Origin of the sequence: Polaromonas sp. YR568 (assembly GCF_943371715.1) — a bacterium.
Lineage (GTDB): Bacteria > Pseudomonadota > Gammaproteobacteria > Burkholderiales > Burkholderiaceae_C > Polaromonas.
On record NZ_CALRVW010000005.1, the window covers coordinates 45,160 to 58,886 of the forward strand.

General features: G+C 65.5%; 15 protein-coding genes. 3 read left to right on the forward strand and 12 right to left on the reverse strand.

Annotation, left to right across the window (positions count from 1 at the left end; translation table 11 throughout):
• Nucleotides 1–7: 7 nt before the first annotated feature.
• The 11 genes from AAG813_RS05420 to gloA form a co-directional block, all read right to left on the reverse strand.
• Nucleotides 8–982 carry an ABC transporter substrate-binding protein gene (locus tag AAG813_RS05420; protein WP_341912623.1) on the reverse strand — a complete coding sequence of 325 codons (975 nt, stop codon included), beginning with the start codon at nt 980–982 and terminating at the stop codon, nt 8–10.
• A gap of 160 nt (nt 983–1,142) precedes the next feature.
• On the reverse strand, nt 1,143–1,610 hold the full coding sequence (locus AAG813_RS05425) for a RidA family protein (protein ID WP_341912625.1): 468 nt from the start codon (nt 1,608–1,610) through the stop codon (nt 1,143–1,145).
• Nucleotides 1,607–2,962 (reverse strand): FAD-binding oxidoreductase, encoded by a 1,356-nt coding sequence (locus AAG813_RS05430; protein ID WP_341912627.1) that lies wholly within the window; start codon nt 2,960–2,962, stop codon nt 1,607–1,609. The genes AAG813_RS05425 and AAG813_RS05430 overlap by 4 nt, the downstream gene beginning before the upstream one ends.
• 89 nt (nt 2,963–3,051) lie before the next feature.
• Complete coding sequence (locus AAG813_RS05435; protein WP_341912629.1) at nt 3,052–3,855, reverse strand: ABC transporter permease; 804 nt, start codon at nt 3,853–3,855, stop codon at nt 3,052–3,054.
• Nucleotides 3,852–4,685: an ABC transporter ATP-binding protein gene (locus AAG813_RS05440; RefSeq protein WP_341912631.1), complete on the reverse strand. Its 834-nt coding sequence runs from the start codon at nt 4,683–4,685 to the stop codon at nt 3,852–3,854. Before AAG813_RS05440 ends, AAG813_RS05435 begins: the two co-directional genes overlap by 4 nt.
• Nucleotides 4,685–5,629, reverse strand: coding sequence for an ABC transporter substrate-binding protein (locus AAG813_RS05445; RefSeq protein WP_341912913.1), 945 nt, complete (start codon nt 5,627–5,629; stop codon nt 4,685–4,687). Before AAG813_RS05445 ends, AAG813_RS05440 begins: the two co-directional genes overlap by 1 nt.
• Nucleotides 5,630–5,763: 134 nt before the next feature.
• On the reverse strand, nt 5,764–6,618 hold the full coding sequence (locus tag AAG813_RS05450) for a creatininase family protein (RefSeq protein WP_341912633.1): 855 nt from the start codon (nt 6,616–6,618) through the stop codon (nt 5,764–5,766).
• A complete protein-coding gene (locus tag AAG813_RS05455; RefSeq protein WP_341912635.1) occupies nt 6,615–7,916 on the reverse strand; it encodes an amidohydrolase family protein in 1,302 nt (433 codons plus the stop codon). The genes AAG813_RS05450 and AAG813_RS05455 overlap by 4 nt, the downstream gene beginning before the upstream one ends.
• The gene (locus AAG813_RS05460; RefSeq protein WP_341912637.1) at nt 7,913–8,500 is read right to left on the reverse strand and encodes an NAD(P)H-dependent oxidoreductase; all 588 of its coding nucleotides are present in this window, start codon (nt 8,498–8,500) and stop codon (nt 7,913–7,915) included. Before AAG813_RS05460 ends, AAG813_RS05455 begins: the two co-directional genes overlap by 4 nt.
• Nucleotides 8,501–8,717: 217 nt before the next feature.
• Nucleotides 8,718–9,389, reverse strand: a complete 672-nt coding sequence (locus AAG813_RS05465; RefSeq protein ID WP_341912639.1) for a TetR/AcrR family transcriptional regulator — start codon at nt 9,387–9,389, stop codon at nt 8,718–8,720.
• 685 nt (nt 9,390–10,074) lie between these two features.
• Complete coding sequence (gloA, locus tag AAG813_RS05470; RefSeq protein ID WP_341912641.1) at nt 10,075–10,488, reverse strand: lactoylglutathione lyase; 414 nt, start codon at nt 10,486–10,488, stop codon at nt 10,075–10,077.
• A gap of 125 nt (nt 10,489–10,613) precedes the next feature.
• On the opposite strand from gloA, the gene AAG813_RS05475 reads away from it, so the two are divergent.
• Nucleotides 10,614–11,360, forward strand: coding sequence for a transglutaminase-like domain-containing protein (locus AAG813_RS05475; RefSeq protein ID WP_341912644.1), 747 nt, complete (start codon nt 10,614–10,616; stop codon nt 11,358–11,360).
• A gap of 21 nt (nt 11,361–11,381) precedes the next feature.
• On the opposite strand, the gene AAG813_RS05480 is transcribed toward AAG813_RS05475, so the two are convergent.
• Nucleotides 11,382–11,936: a PaaI family thioesterase gene (locus AAG813_RS05480; protein ID WP_341912648.1), complete on the reverse strand. Its 555-nt coding sequence runs from the start codon at nt 11,934–11,936 to the stop codon at nt 11,382–11,384.
• 48 nt (nt 11,937–11,984) lie between these two features.
• Here AAG813_RS05480 and AAG813_RS05485 point away from each other — a divergent pair, with 48 nt between their 5' ends.
• Together AAG813_RS05485 and AAG813_RS05490 are read left to right on the forward strand one after the other, a co-directional pair.
• Nucleotides 11,985–12,470 (forward strand): MarR family winged helix-turn-helix transcriptional regulator, encoded by a 486-nt coding sequence (locus AAG813_RS05485; protein WP_341912650.1) that lies wholly within the window; start codon nt 11,985–11,987, stop codon nt 12,468–12,470.
• Nucleotides 12,460–13,722 carry an MFS transporter gene (locus tag AAG813_RS05490; RefSeq protein WP_341912652.1) on the forward strand — a complete coding sequence of 421 codons (1,263 nt, stop codon included), beginning with the start codon at nt 12,460–12,462 and terminating at the stop codon, nt 13,720–13,722. Before AAG813_RS05485 ends, AAG813_RS05490 begins: the two co-directional genes overlap by 11 nt.
• Nucleotides 13,723–13,727 lie beyond the last annotated feature (5 nt).

A 13,727-nucleotide genomic window follows, 5' to 3' on the forward strand; every position in this document is an offset into this window, starting at 1 on the left:
TTGTGCCTTACTTCTTCAGGTCCTTGAGGAACTGCAGCGTGTAGGCCTGTTGCCAGTTCGGGTTCGGCTTGAGCTGGCCGCTGGTGACCATCAGGTCGTAGGTCTGTTTCCAGCGTGCATCGGTCATCACACCGGCGCCCGCTTTGGCCGCATCGCCGCCGTCGAGGAACTTCATCTCCTTCATGGTCTTGACCGAGTAGGCGATTAGCTCGTCTTCCATCTTGGGGTTGTCCTGCTTGATCAGGGCGTTGCCCGGCGCTGGGTTGTCCAGGTAGCTTTTCCAGCCTTCTAGCGTGGCTTTGACGAAGCGCTGCACCAGCTCGGGCTTGTCCTTGACCATCTGCCGCGTCGTGACGATGGTGTTGCCGTAGGGCGGGTAGCCCTCATTGGCGAACAGGAAGAACTTGATTTTCTGGCCGGCCTTCTCGGCGAGGAAGGGCTCGGAGCCGGGGTAGCCTTGCTGCGCCACATTCTTGTCGGCGAAAAAGGGCGCCATGCTGAAGCTGTAGGGACGGGTCTGGTCGTCCTTCAGGCCGTGCTTGATCTTGAGCCAGGGCCACCAACTGGTGCGGCCGCTGGTAGCCAGCAGGATGGTCTTGCCCTTGAGGTCGGCCAGGCTGCTCACGTCGGGATGCGTGACCATGCCCTGCGGCTCCATCTGGAACACGGCGGCGACCGTGGTCAGGGGCACGCCATTCTCGATGGCCGACAGGGTCTGGAAGTCCTTGCCCATGATGAAGTCGGCCTGGCCGGCGGCGATGATCTGGATCGCGTTGACCTGCGGCCCGCCCATCTTGATGGTGACGTCGAGCCCGTGTTTCTTGTAGATGCCGGTGGCCACGGCCTGGTAGTAGCCGCCGTGCTCGGCCTGTGCATACCAGGAGGTGAGGAAGGTGACCTTGTCCTGGGCGTGGGCCAGGCTGGCCGTGGCAGCCAGCGCGAGCGTCGTCAGGGTCTTGCGAACGAGGGTAGGGAATGACATGCAGTTTCTCCGGTTATGTTGATCAACACAAAGCGCCACCATGGCGCACGTCGGGAAAATTCCCGCCGCCAGAGCAATGACCCGCGGTCTCTGGACCGTTGCCTGCTTCTACTCTGAAAATCAAGACGCAAATTTCATGCCGTATCCGGCATGCCATGCCTCACCTGGGCAGATAAATTGTGGCCTCCACTTCAATCAGCGCCCCGTCGCCGGGCATGAAACGCGACACCTCGACCACCGTGCTGGCCGGCGGCTCGCCGGGGTAAAACAGGCCGCGCACGCGGTTGTAGAAAGGGTAGTGGCGCAGGTCGCGGAAGTACTGCACCAGCTTGACCACATCGTCCATGCTGCCGCCATGTTCGGTCGCGAGCTGGCGGATGCGCTCGAGCACCAGCCAGCTTTGCGCGACCGCCGGCGCCTCGTAAATGTCCACCGTCAGCTGGCCGGTCACGTAGCCGAGGCCGCGCAGTGCGTCGAGGGCCTGCGGCGGCAGTTGCTCATAGGTTTGCACCACGGTCTGGCGCAGCGGATCGACCGCCACCACGCCGCTGACAAACACGAAATCACCGGCACGCCGTGCGGCCGCGTAGTTGGCCATGGGCCGGCCCATGCCTGCGTCCGCGCTCATGCATCCATCCAGGCGCGCACCTTGCCCGGGTTGAGCAGGTTCAGCGGATCGAAGCGGCGCTTGGTTTCCAGAACACCTGGCGACAGTTCACCGCCGGCCTTGCCGTCTTCCACGATGAACACATGCGGGTCGTTGATGCGGACGCCGTTGTCGCGGTAGATCTGCATGATCTCCTGCAGGCGCTCCTCGGTCGTGAACTTGACCAGCTGCAGCGCGGTGCAGGTCAGCAGGCCGTCCATGTTGCGGATGAACTCGGTGTGCATCAGCACCTCGCCGCCCAGCAGCTGTTCCATGTGTTTGACCTGTTCGACATGCCGGCCCGCGACAAAGGCGCTTTGCAGGTAGGTAATGCCCTTGTCGACCTTGAGTGCGTTCAGCGTGGTGTGGTTCCAGGTGTATTCCATCAGCGTGCGGTTGGTGGCAGTGATTTCTTCGGCCGTCCTGCGGTAGGTGACCGTGCCCCGGTACTGGGCCACCAGCTCGAGCAGCGCCGGCTCGCAGGCTGCGGCCACGGCGACGATGACCGCGTGGCAGCCGGGGCTCAGGTAGTCGGCCAGTTGTTTCATGTAGTCCGGAATCGGCGCCGCCAGCAGGCAGACTTCTTTCTTGACGATGCCCGGCGCGCGGGCGAGCGCGTCGCCGAATTCCAGCGCCTCGTCAAAACTGCCGAAGGTGACGATGTTCTCCATCCAGTCGTGCACCGGCGCCAGGCCGACTTCCACTTCCAGCACCAGGCCGTTGGTGCCCCACATGTGGTGCATCAGCAGGGCCTCAGGGCCGCGCAGCTCGATGAACTGCGGCTCTTCCTCGATGGTGATGGCACGCACGCCGAGGATGTTGCCGCGCGCGGCGAGCGGGCCGTAGTTGATGGAGCCGACACCGCCAAAGCCGCCCCCGAACAGGCCGCCCAGGGTGGCGCTACGGAAGGTGGAGGGGATGCAGCGCAACTCCTGGCCGTGCGGTTTCGCGGCCTTGTCAAAGTCACCGAGGCGGATGCCGGCTTGGGCGCGGCCGGTGCTGCCGCGCACCCAGAGGAAGGCGTTGTAGCCGCTCATGTCCAGCACCACGCCGCCCTGCAGCGGCACGGCCTGGCCGTAGTTGCCGGTGCCGCTGCCGCGCACGGTGATGGGCACGCGCAGGCGGGCGCACAGGCTGACCAGGCGGCGGATTTCTTCTTCGCTGCGCGGGCGCACTACTGCGGCGGCGCGTTTGCCTTCCAGCTGGCGCTTGAGCACCGGGCTGAACCAGGAAAAATCCTGGGACAGGCGGGTGATGCGGCCTTCGTCGGTGACCCAGTCCAGGTCGGCGAGTTCGGCGTGTAATTGTTCGATGGGATGGGCGGGAGCGTTCACCGTGGATCTTTCAAGTGTTATTGGCTGTTGGCCCCTATGGAGCGGGCGCCAGCAGCTATTAAAAAGGTAGCGTGCAGCGGGCGCCGGCCTCAGTCGCGCGAGAGTTCGCTGGCGTGCCAGGAGCCCAGCGCCAGCTTGGTCAGCCAGGCCATCAGGGCGAACAGGCCTACTCCGGCCAGCGAGATCAGCAGCAGCGCGGCAAACATGCGCGGGATGTTGAGCTGGTAGCCGGCCATCAGGATCTGGTAGGCCAGGCCGGTGGCTGCACCGCCGGTGCCGGCGACAAATTCCGCGACCACCGCGCCTATCAGCGCCAGCCCGCTGGAGATGCGCAGGCCGCCGAAGAAGTAGGGCAGGGCGCTCGGGATGCGCAGCCGCACCAGGGTCTGCAAGCGGCTGGCGCGGTTCATCGCGAAGTAGCTCTGCAGGTCGGGGTCGATGCTGCGCAGTCCCAGTGTGGTGTTGGAGATGATGGGAAACAGCGCCACCAGCGAGGCGCACATCACCAGCGAGGCGGTCGGATCCTTGACCCAGATGATGATCAGCGGCGCCACCGCCACGATGGGCGTGACCTGCAGCAGCACGGCGTAGGGAAACAGCGCGGTTTCTATCTTGCGGCTTTGCACGAACAGGAACGAGATCAGCACGCCGACCACGGTGGCCGCGAGGAAGGACAGCAGCGTGATCTTCAGCGTCACCAGCAGCGAGCCGCCCAGCGACTGCCAGTCGGTCACCAGGGTCTGGAACATCAGCAGCGGCGACGGCACCAAGTAGGGCGGCAGCTTGAAGCCGGTGACCAGGCCCTGCCAGGCGGCCAGCAGCACGACGGCGACCAGCGAAGGGTAGAGCACGCGCTGAACGCGCGGCGAGGCGAAGGCGGGGACGTGGCTCATGGCTGATTTTCCTCGTCGGTGTCGTGGCTGGCGCGCAGCAGGCTGTCCTGCAGGCGCTTGGCATAAGCCGCGAAATGCGGCGTGACCATGAAGTCGTGGCTGCGCGGGTAGGGCTCGTCGATCAGCACCTCTTCGGTGATGCGGCCGGGGCGCGCGGCCATCATGACCACACGTGTCGAGAGAAAGACCGCTTCATGGATGGAGTGGGTGACAAAAATCACCGTGAGTTTTTTCTCGCGCCACAACGCCAGCAGGTCGGCGTCGAGCTTGTGGCGGGTGATCTCGTCGAGTGCGCCGAAGGGCTCGTCCATCAGCAGCAGGTTGGGCTGCACCACCAGGCTGCGCGCAATCGACACCCGCATCTGCATGCCGCCCGAGAGGTTGCGCGGCAAGGCCTTGGCGAACCTGGCCAGGCCGACCAGCGCCAGTGCGTCCGCGACGCGGACCTCCGCTTCGGGCCGCGCCACGCCGGCCAGGTCCAGCGGCAGGCGCACATTGGTGGCCACGCTGGCCCAGGGCATCAGCGTCGGCGACTGGAACACAAAGGCCAGCTTGCGCTGCGATTCTTCCAGCGCCGCGACCGGCTTGCGCCACAGCAGCAGGCGGCCGTCGGTGGGCTCGAGCAGGCCGGCGATCATCTTGAGCAGCGTGCTTTTGCCGCAGCCCGATGGCCCGAGCAGGGTGACGAACTCGCCCTCCTGCACGGTGAGTTCCACCGGCTGCAACGCGACCGTCCCGTTCGGGTAGGTCTTGTGCGCCGACAGCACCTCGACGGCGGGCGCTGCGTTGTCCTGCAGGGTACCGGCCAGGACAGCGGGTGGTTCGCGCATCAAGGCATCACCTTCAGGTCCTTGATGTAGTCGAAGTTGTAGGCCTGGCTTGGCCCGAGCTTGCCGGCGTCCACCAGCTTGTTTTCCAGCAGGAAGGCGTGGTTCTTTCGGACGCGTTCAATGTCCATGCTGCCGATGCCGTTTTTGGCGGCGCCGCCGCCGGTCACAATGCCCATTTCCTTGAGCTTGGCCACGCTGTAGGCCAGCTGCTCGTCGCTCATGTTGGGGTTGTCCTTTTTGATCAGCGCATTGCCCGGCGCCGGGTCGGCCAGATAGCTCTTCCAGCCTTCCATGGTTCCCCGGACGAAGGCGGCGGCGGCCTTGCTGCGGTTTTTTACCGTGTCTTCCATGCAGGAAATTGTGGTCGCGTATGTGGGCCAGCCCGCGTCGGCAAAGAGGAAGGTGTTGGCCTTGACGCCCGCCTTCTGGATGGCAAAAGGCTCGGAGGTCAGGTAGCCCTGCTGCACCGTGTTCTTGTCGGCCACAAAGGGCTGGATGTTGAAGGTGTAGGGACGCGTCTGCGAGTCCTGAAAACCGTACTTGCTTTTGAGCCAGAGCCAGTAGCCGCGCTGGGCCGCGGGCGCGATCAGGATGGTCTTGCCCTTCATGTCCTCGAAGCTCTTGACGTCTTCGTGGGCGATCAGCACCTGCGGGTCTTTCTGGAACACCGCCGCCAGCGTGACGACGGGCAGGCCGCCGCTGCGCGCAATCATCATCTGCAGGTCGCTCGAACCCATGATGCAGTCGGTCTGGCCGGCGGCCATCAGCTGCAGGATGTTGACCTGCGGGCCGCCCATCTTGATGGTCACGTCCAGCCCGTATTTTTTATAGAGGCCGGTGGCCACCGCCTGGTAGAAGCCGCCGTGTTCGGCCTGCGCATACCAGTTCGTCATGTAGCTGAATTTTTCCAGGGCCTGGGCCTGGACGCCGGCCGCCAGGGCCATGCCGAGCGAGGCGGCGAGCAGGGTGCGCGTGAAGGAAGTTTTCATGGTGACCTTTCGGGGAGCGGTTGAAGGTTGAACAGCGGAAGCGAAATCGTGGGAGGGTCAATGCAAGTTGTGCGCCTGGTGCCGGCGTGTCACAGCGTTTGCTGGATGTGGCCCTGCTGGTGGCCGTAGCCCCAGGACGGGACGTCGCGCACCACCCACTGCATGTGGAACAGGTCGGTGATGGCCTGCACCCAGCTGTCCGACAGGGTGTCGAGGATGTCCTCGCCCTGTTCGCGGGTGGCCGACAGCGGGTCGCCGATCACGCCGCTGGGGCCGAAGTCGCGTGCCGTCCAGGCGCAGGCCGGCCGCCCGTCGCCGGACAGGATTTTGGAAGGAAAGGGCGGCGGGAAGTTGGCGACCGCGCGTTCCATGTGCACGGTATCGGGCGCCAGCGCCAGCATCAGCGCGGTTTCCGAATGCCCGGCGTGCATCGCCAGCTTGCGTTCCTGGTCGGAGATGTATTGGCCCGAGGAATTGGGCAGGCGCGAGACATGGTAGGGCACGATGACGAAGTCGCCATGGCGCAGGCGCAGCTCGCGCGCCGCCATTTCCAGCACCTGCGGCTGGCCGCCGTGGCCGTTGGCCAGCAGCAGCTTGCGAAAGCCGGCGCGGTACACCGACTCGCCGATCTCGGTGATGGTGGCCAACAGCGTTGGGCCGGTCAGCGTCATGGTGCCGGGGAAATGCAGGTGTTCGTCCGACTTGCCATAGGTGATGGGCGCCAGGCCGAAGGCGCGAATCGCGGCGGGCAGCTTCTCCAGCGCCTTGCCGAGCACGCCGGAAGAAATGACGCTGTCGACCGAACACGGCAGGTGCGGGCCGTGTTGTTCGATGGCGCCGACCGGCAGCACGATGACTGTGTTGTCGCGGTCCGGCAGCGCGCTGATCTCGGTCCAGCTCAGGTAGGGGAGAAATCGGTGGGAAGGGATGTAGCCGTGAATCATGGGTGCAGTCTTTCGGGCGGGGGAAAAGAAGGGGAAAGCGGGGACGGTGGGGCGAGCGGGACACCGCCGCGCAGGACCACGCGGCGCGACGCCCGCGAAGGCCAGCCCCAGGCGTCGGCGTCACTGAAAATCACGAGGTCGGCCGCAGCCCCGACCAGGGTGGGTGCGCTGTCGGGCGTGCGGCGCAGCCAGTCGCGGCGGCACAGGCTGTCCGACCAGTCATCAAACGGTGCCCCGAGTTGCGCGGCGAGCACGCCCGCGGCCAGCGCTTCCACCGGGTCGTAACTGCCGACGCGGCAAAACGGGTCCTGCACGTTGTCGCTGGCCACCAGCACCGGGATGCCGCGCGCGCGTGCTTCCTTGACCAGCGTCAGGCCGCGCAGCCGCGGCGTGCGGCCGGTGGCCGCGTCCTGCAGCAGCAGGTTGGTGATCGGCAGGGTGATCAGCGTGATGGGCAGGGGCGCGATCGCGTCCAGCGTGGCCAGAGCCTCGTTGTCGGCTTGCGCGGCCAGGGCGCAGGTGTGGCCGCAGACCACACGCCCGCCAAAGCCGATCTCGCGCACGATGGCGGCCGTGGTCGCCAGCCCGCGGGCGTCGGGGTTGAGCTCTTCGTCGACATGCAGGTCCACGTCCAGCCCGGCTTCCGCGGCGGCGATGAAAACATGGCGCAGCGCCTCGGCGTCCCAGTTGGAGCTGTGCACAAACGCGCCCAGCACCGCATGGGCGCCGGTGGCCGCCACCCGTGCGGCCAGGCGCCGCGCCTGCGCCAGCTCGCGAAACAGCGGCAGCTTGATCAGGCTGACCTGCTCCAGGTGAATGCGGCCACGCCATTGGGCCGCCAGGCCGGCCAGCACCTCCCAGGCCAGCGGGCTGCCGTCGGCCTCCCACCAGTCGACGTGGCTGCGCAGGTGCACACAGCCGGCCTGGTAGGCCCAGTCGAGCGCGTGGCTGGCGCGTGCATGCACATCGTCTTCGGTCCAGCCGGCGCGGTCCGCCATCATGGCGTCAATCGCCGCCAGCAACCCGGGCTGCACCTGGCCGATGCGCGGCAGCGTCAGGGTCTTGTCGAGGTGGGTGTGGGCGTCCACCAGGCCGGGCAGCACCGGTGCGCCGCGCACGTTCCAGCACATGCTGTCGGGTAGCACTTCTGTCCGGTCGGCCATGGGGGCGACGCTGCTGATGCGGCCGTCGGCCAGCGTCAGTTCAGCCAATGCCGGCCCGCCCGCGGCCCCGGGCCAGGCGGACGGCAGCAGCCAGCGCGGCAGGCGGGCGTTGACGATGGACCCGGGTGCCTTCATGCGAACCTTGCCATGGCCTGGCCGACCCGCTGCAGGAAACGCTTCAGGCGTGGCTCGGTGGCGACGTTCATGTGGTAGTACGCATGGAAGTCCACGCGCGCTGCGTTCCCGGTCAGGCGCAGCATGTAGCGCGTGATCATCTTGCGCGGCGGGTCGCCCATGTACCAGGCCACCCAGCGCGGCCGGCCATAGGTGACCACGGCCGAGATGCGCTTGATGTGGGTGAGCATGGGTTTGACATTGGCCGGGTCGCTGAGGTCGAAGGCCACGCCGGGCATGAAGAGGCGGTCGAAATAACCCTTGAGCATGGCCGGCAGCCCGAAGCACCAGGTGGGGAAGCAGAAGACGATGGCCTCGGCCTGGCGCAGCCTGTCCACATGCGCCGCCAGCGGCAACTGGTTGGACGGCACGTCGTGGTAACCCAGGCGCTCCTCGCGCGAGAGCACCGGGTTGAAACCCTCGGCGTACAGGTCGCAGTCGTCCACCGTGTGGCCGGCGGCCAGGAGATTGGCTACCACCTCCTTGTGCAGCGCGGCATGAAAACTGGTTTCCACTGGGTGGCAGTAAATAACAAGAACATGCATCAGGTACGGCCGGCAGGCCCCCGCTGGACAAGAGGAGAAGGGGTGTGCACCGGCGGCGTGATGTGTGCACCATCTGCGTGCACTGCCGTGGGCTCAAGGAGGGGGAAGGGGCGGGTGGTATTCAATTTTGACCAATCAATCTGATCGATTGGTCAGGAATACGCAAAGCTTGTGCCAGGTCAAGGACCGGCGGGGTCACCCTGTGTCAGGAAAAGTGTCAGGACGGCTTGATGCCGCAGCCGCGCAGTATCAGCGTGGTGAGTTCTTTTACCAGGGTGTCGCGGTCCGGCATCCAGTCCGCCTGGGCGGGTTTGATCAGCTGCTGCACCTGCAGGGCCGAGTCCGCGTAAAACTGCGTCATGGCCCAGATGCTCATCAGCAGCGTGTACGGGTCCACCGGTTTCATCAGGCCACGGGCAATCCACCCCTTGATGATGTTGACCTTCTCGCGCGTGTGTTTGCGCGAGTCTGGCCAGAATTTCTCCAGGTTGCGGCCGCCGTCGAGCACCTCGCGGGTGAATATGCGCGAGACCTCGGGCTTGTCGAAAGCGAGGTGGATTTTCGAGCGGATGTAGCCGCCCAGCACCTTGCCGGGGTCGGCCACACTGGTATCAAACATGCCTTTCCAGTCGGAGATCACCGACATCAGCAGTTCTTCGTAGAGTTCTTCCTTGCCCTTGATGTAGTAGTGCAACTGCGGCTTGGTGAGACCGGCGCGCGCGGCGATGGCCTGGGTCGAGGTGCCCTTGAGGCCGTTTTCGCTGAACTCGGCAATCGCCGCGACGCGAATTGCCGCCATGATTCTTTCCCGGCTCTGGCGCGCATTGCGCGGGATTTTTTCGGAATCGGCGGCGGTGGATTTCGCCGCTTTCAGGGAGGCCGGCTTCATCGGGTAGGTGCGACTTTCTGTGGCTGAATGAGCTGGGGCATCGTAGCAGATGGGGTCGAGTTCGGTCTTGGCCCGACTGGCCGGGTGTTTGTTCCTGATTGGAAGTTATGAATAAGAATGGCTGTCAGCCCTTGTCCTTAAAGCGGATATAGCTATTGAATTTGTAGCGTCGTAGCACACCGATCGGGCTGAGCTTGTCGAAGCCTGTGCAGGCTTGAACAGTGTTGGAGCTTCCACCAAGCCGGGTCTCGCCCCGGCGGGCGACTCACTTTCTCTTGCGTCGCCAAGAGAAAGTAAGCAAAGAGAAGGCGACCCGATGGTCTGGGTCCCCTGCGCTGCGCTTCGGGGCAACCTGCGGTGCTCGACAAAAACGGGGTCTCGCTCGAACTCGCCTTCGGCTCAGACAATCGCGAGCCCTGATCCGCTTTTGCCTGCGCTCCTCGGCCCAGCCCGACGGGTGGGGGACGAAATGCGGGATCGGGTGCGAGGAGTCCTGACGCGCGTAGCGCGGCAGGACGGAGTCAACAGACCGTCATGTTTGCACGCGAGAGCAGCACACGCGGCCAAATGAGGCTCCCCGCCATCGCCCAGCGGGGCGAGGGAGGGGCGGGGGGAGGGAGTGGGGAGTCCGTCCTACTGTCCAGGGCAGACCGCAGGCGCAGCGTGATGCAAAAAATCCCCGGAGTTAACGCAGCCCCGCACCACCCGTATCGTTCTTGCGCTCAATCAACTCGATCTTGTAGCCATCCGGATCAGTCACAAAAGCAATCACCGTGGTGCCGCCCTTGACCGGGCCGGCTTCGCGCGTGACGTTGCCGCCGGCGGCCTTGATCTTGTCGCAGGCGGCGTAGGCATCGGGCACGCCGAGTGCGATGTGGCCGTAGGCGGTGCCCATCTCGTAGCTGTCGGTGTCCCAGTTCCAGGTCAGCTCGATCTCGGCCTGGCCCGGGTTGCCGCCTTCGTAGCCGACAAAGGCCAGGCTGTATTTGTACTCGGGGTTTTCCGAGGTGCGCAGCAGTGTCATGCCGAGCACCTGGGTGTAGAAATCAATCGAGCGTTGCAGGTTGCCAACGCGCAGCATGGTGTGCAGGAGTCTCATTGTGTTTCGCTTCCTTGTGAACAGGTGTTGGCATTGTCCGGCAATCCCGAACACCCGGTGCCACAGCGGGAAATTCACGCTTACCAGGCGGCATAATGGCCGGCAATTCATCGCCCCTCCCATTCATGCCCCTGTCTTCCCTGACCGATCAACCCCAGGACTGGCTGTGCTCCACCCGCCTGCTTGATCTTGATGACCCCAAACTCCGTATCCAGGCCATGCGCATCACGCAGCTGGCGACCACGCCAACCCGGAAGGCCGTGGCCCTTCACGACTTCGTCAAGTCGCTGCCTTTTGGCTGCGTGGCCGGTTTCGACCATGTGCCGGCGGCGGCTGTTCTCAAGGCCGGGCGTGGCGACTGCCACACCAAGGGCACGCTGTTGGTGGCCATGCTGCGTTCGGTCGGCGTGCCTGCCCGGCTGCGCTTTGTGACCCTCTCCAGCGCTTTTCTCAAGGGCATCATCGATGTGCCGCAGAGCACCATCACCCATGCCGTGGCGGAGGTGTACCTGGACGGGCGCTGGGTACAGACCGACACCTATGTGACGGATTCCCTGCTCGAGGCACAGGCCGCGCAGTTGCTGAGCCAGACCGGCTGTCTGGTGGGCTACGGCATCCATGTCCGGGGCATGCATTTCTGGGATGGCCGGCATGCCGCGCATGCGCAGTACAACGTTTCCGACCCGGCCAGCCTGCCGCTGCACGACTGGGGCGTGGCGCACGACCCCGAGCATTTCTACAGCAGCAAGGACCATGCGGAGCTCGCGCTCGGTTGGCTGACGCGCGCCAAATGGATGCTCGCCGCGGCGCTGGTGAACCGGCGTGTGGAGCAGGTCCGGACCCAGCCCAGGGCGGCGGGGCAGCCCGTCTAGGAAAACCTCCCCGTCCGGGCGTCAGGCCGCTTTGGGCGGCGGCACCTCGAACACCAGGCAGGTGGTGGTGGCGTGGGCATACAGCTTGCCGTCCGGCCCGACGATGCGGGCTTCGGCGGTAGCCAGCTGCCGGCCGCAGTGGATGACCGTGCCGATGGCCCGCAGCGGCCCGGTCTGGTGCGACGCCGCCCGCACGATATTGACGCCGAGTTCCGCCGTGGTGTAGGCGCGGCCCGCCGGCATCATGGTGTGCACGGCGCAGCCCAGCGCCGAGTCCAGCAGCGTGGCGTACCAGCCGCCGTGCACCGTGCCCAGCGGGTTGTAGTGCTTGAGCTGCGGCGTGCCCTGGAACACAGCTTTGCCGGGGCCGACCTCCACCAGCGAAAAATCCAGCGTGTCGGCAATGTGGGGAAAGGGCAGCTCGCCAGCCAGCATGGCCTGCATGATCTCCAGCCCGCTCTTGCCGGCCACCATGGACGGGTGGGCCAGGCCTGGTTTGCCGCCGCCGGCCAGCATGCGTTCGACGACGGTGTTGCGCTCCTCGTTCCATAACGCCATTGTTTCTTCCGGGGTCATTGCTTCTCCTTTGATTGCAGCTGCAACAATTGCAGCTACAATTATCGCATGTCCAGAAAAACTGTTGCCGCGACCCAGGCCGATCTGAAAGCCCTGGGTTGCACCAACCTGAAGTTGCGCCAGCTGATGCGGCGCGTCGCCACCTATTACGACCTCGAGATGGCGAAGGCGGGCCTGAAGACCACCCAGTATTCGCTGCTGTCCCATGTCCTCAAACTCGGGCCCTTGCGCCCCGGCGAGCTCGCGCAAAGCATGAAGGTCAGCGCCTCCACCCTGACGCGCAACCTCAAACCCCTGATCGATGCCGGCTGGATCGAGCTGGCCGCTGGCACCGATGCGCGCAGCCGCAGCGTGGTCATCACGGCGGCCGGCCGTGCCAAACGCGAAGAGGCCCGCCATCGCTGGAAGGTCGCCCAGGAGGGGCTGAACCACCTGCTCGGCGCGCAGCGCGTGCTGGCGCTGCATGGCCTGATCAATGAGTCGCTGGAGCTGCTGTCCCCCGTTGAAACCGGATCCGGAGCCGATGATGAATAAGCCTTCCCCTTCCTCGTTCTCTTCCTCTTCTGCCAGGCGGCATGTCGCGCTGTGGCTGGTGCTGCTGGCCGCGGCCGGCACCTTTGCACTGACCATGGGCGTGCGCCAGACCATGGGCCTGTTCCTGTCGGCGCTCAATACCTCGACCGCGCTGGGCATAGGCAGCATCAGCCTGGCCTTTGCCTTCGGCCAGTTGTGGTGGGGGCTGACCCAGCCGTTTGCCGGCGCGGTGGCCGACCGCATCGGAACCGGCCGCGTGATCTTCCTGGGCGTGTTGCTGGTGGCCACAGGCACCATCCTCACGCCGCTGATGACCAGCACGGCGGGCCTGATTTTTGCCATTGGTGTGCTCGCCGCGGGTGGTGCGGGCATGGCCGGCCCGTCGGTGCTGATGGCGGCGACCGCACGCCTGGTGCCGCTGGAAAAACGCGGCTTCGCCAGCGGCATCGTCAACGCGGGTGGCTCCTTCGGCCAGTTTGCGATGGCGCCGATTGCGATAGGCCTGACGGCGGCCGTCGGCTGGGCCAACGCGATGCAGTGGCTGGGTGTGCTGATTTTGCTGGCGCTGCCGGCGGTGTGGGTGCTTCAGGGCAACTCGAACGCCCTGGCAGCGCAGGCGGCGGCCGCCTCCGGCAAGAAAGCACTGAGCGCCCGCCAGGCCATCCGCCAGGCGCTGGCTACGCCGAGTTACCGATACCTGAGCCTGGGGTTTTTCGTCTGCGGGTTCCACGTGGCGTTTCTGGCCACGCACCTGCCGGGTGTGGTGGCCGCCTGCGGCCTGCCGCCTGAGATCGGCGGCTGGGCGCTGGCCATGATCGGCCTGTTCAACATCGTCGGCAGCCTGGTCATGGGCTGGGCCGTGGGCCGCTGGCGCATGAAGTCGTTGCTGGCGCTGCTGTACGCGACGCGCGGCATCGCTGTGCTGATCTTTTTGCTGGCGCCGAAAACACCGGCGGTGATGCTGGTGTTTGCCGCCGTCATGGGTGTGACCTTTCTCTCGACCGTGCCGCCAACGGCGGGCCTGGTGGCCAAGATGTTCGGCACGGCCAACATGGCTATGCTGTTCGGCATCGTGATGCTGGCGCACCAGATCGGCGGTTTTTTCGGCGCCTACCTCGGCGGTTATGTGTTCCAGGCCACCGGCAGCTACGACTGGGTCTGGTACATCGACATCGTGCTGGCCGCGGGCGCCGCGCTCGTGAACCTGCCGATCCGCGAGGCGCCGATACCGCGTGCGGCCACGCTGGCATAAGGCGT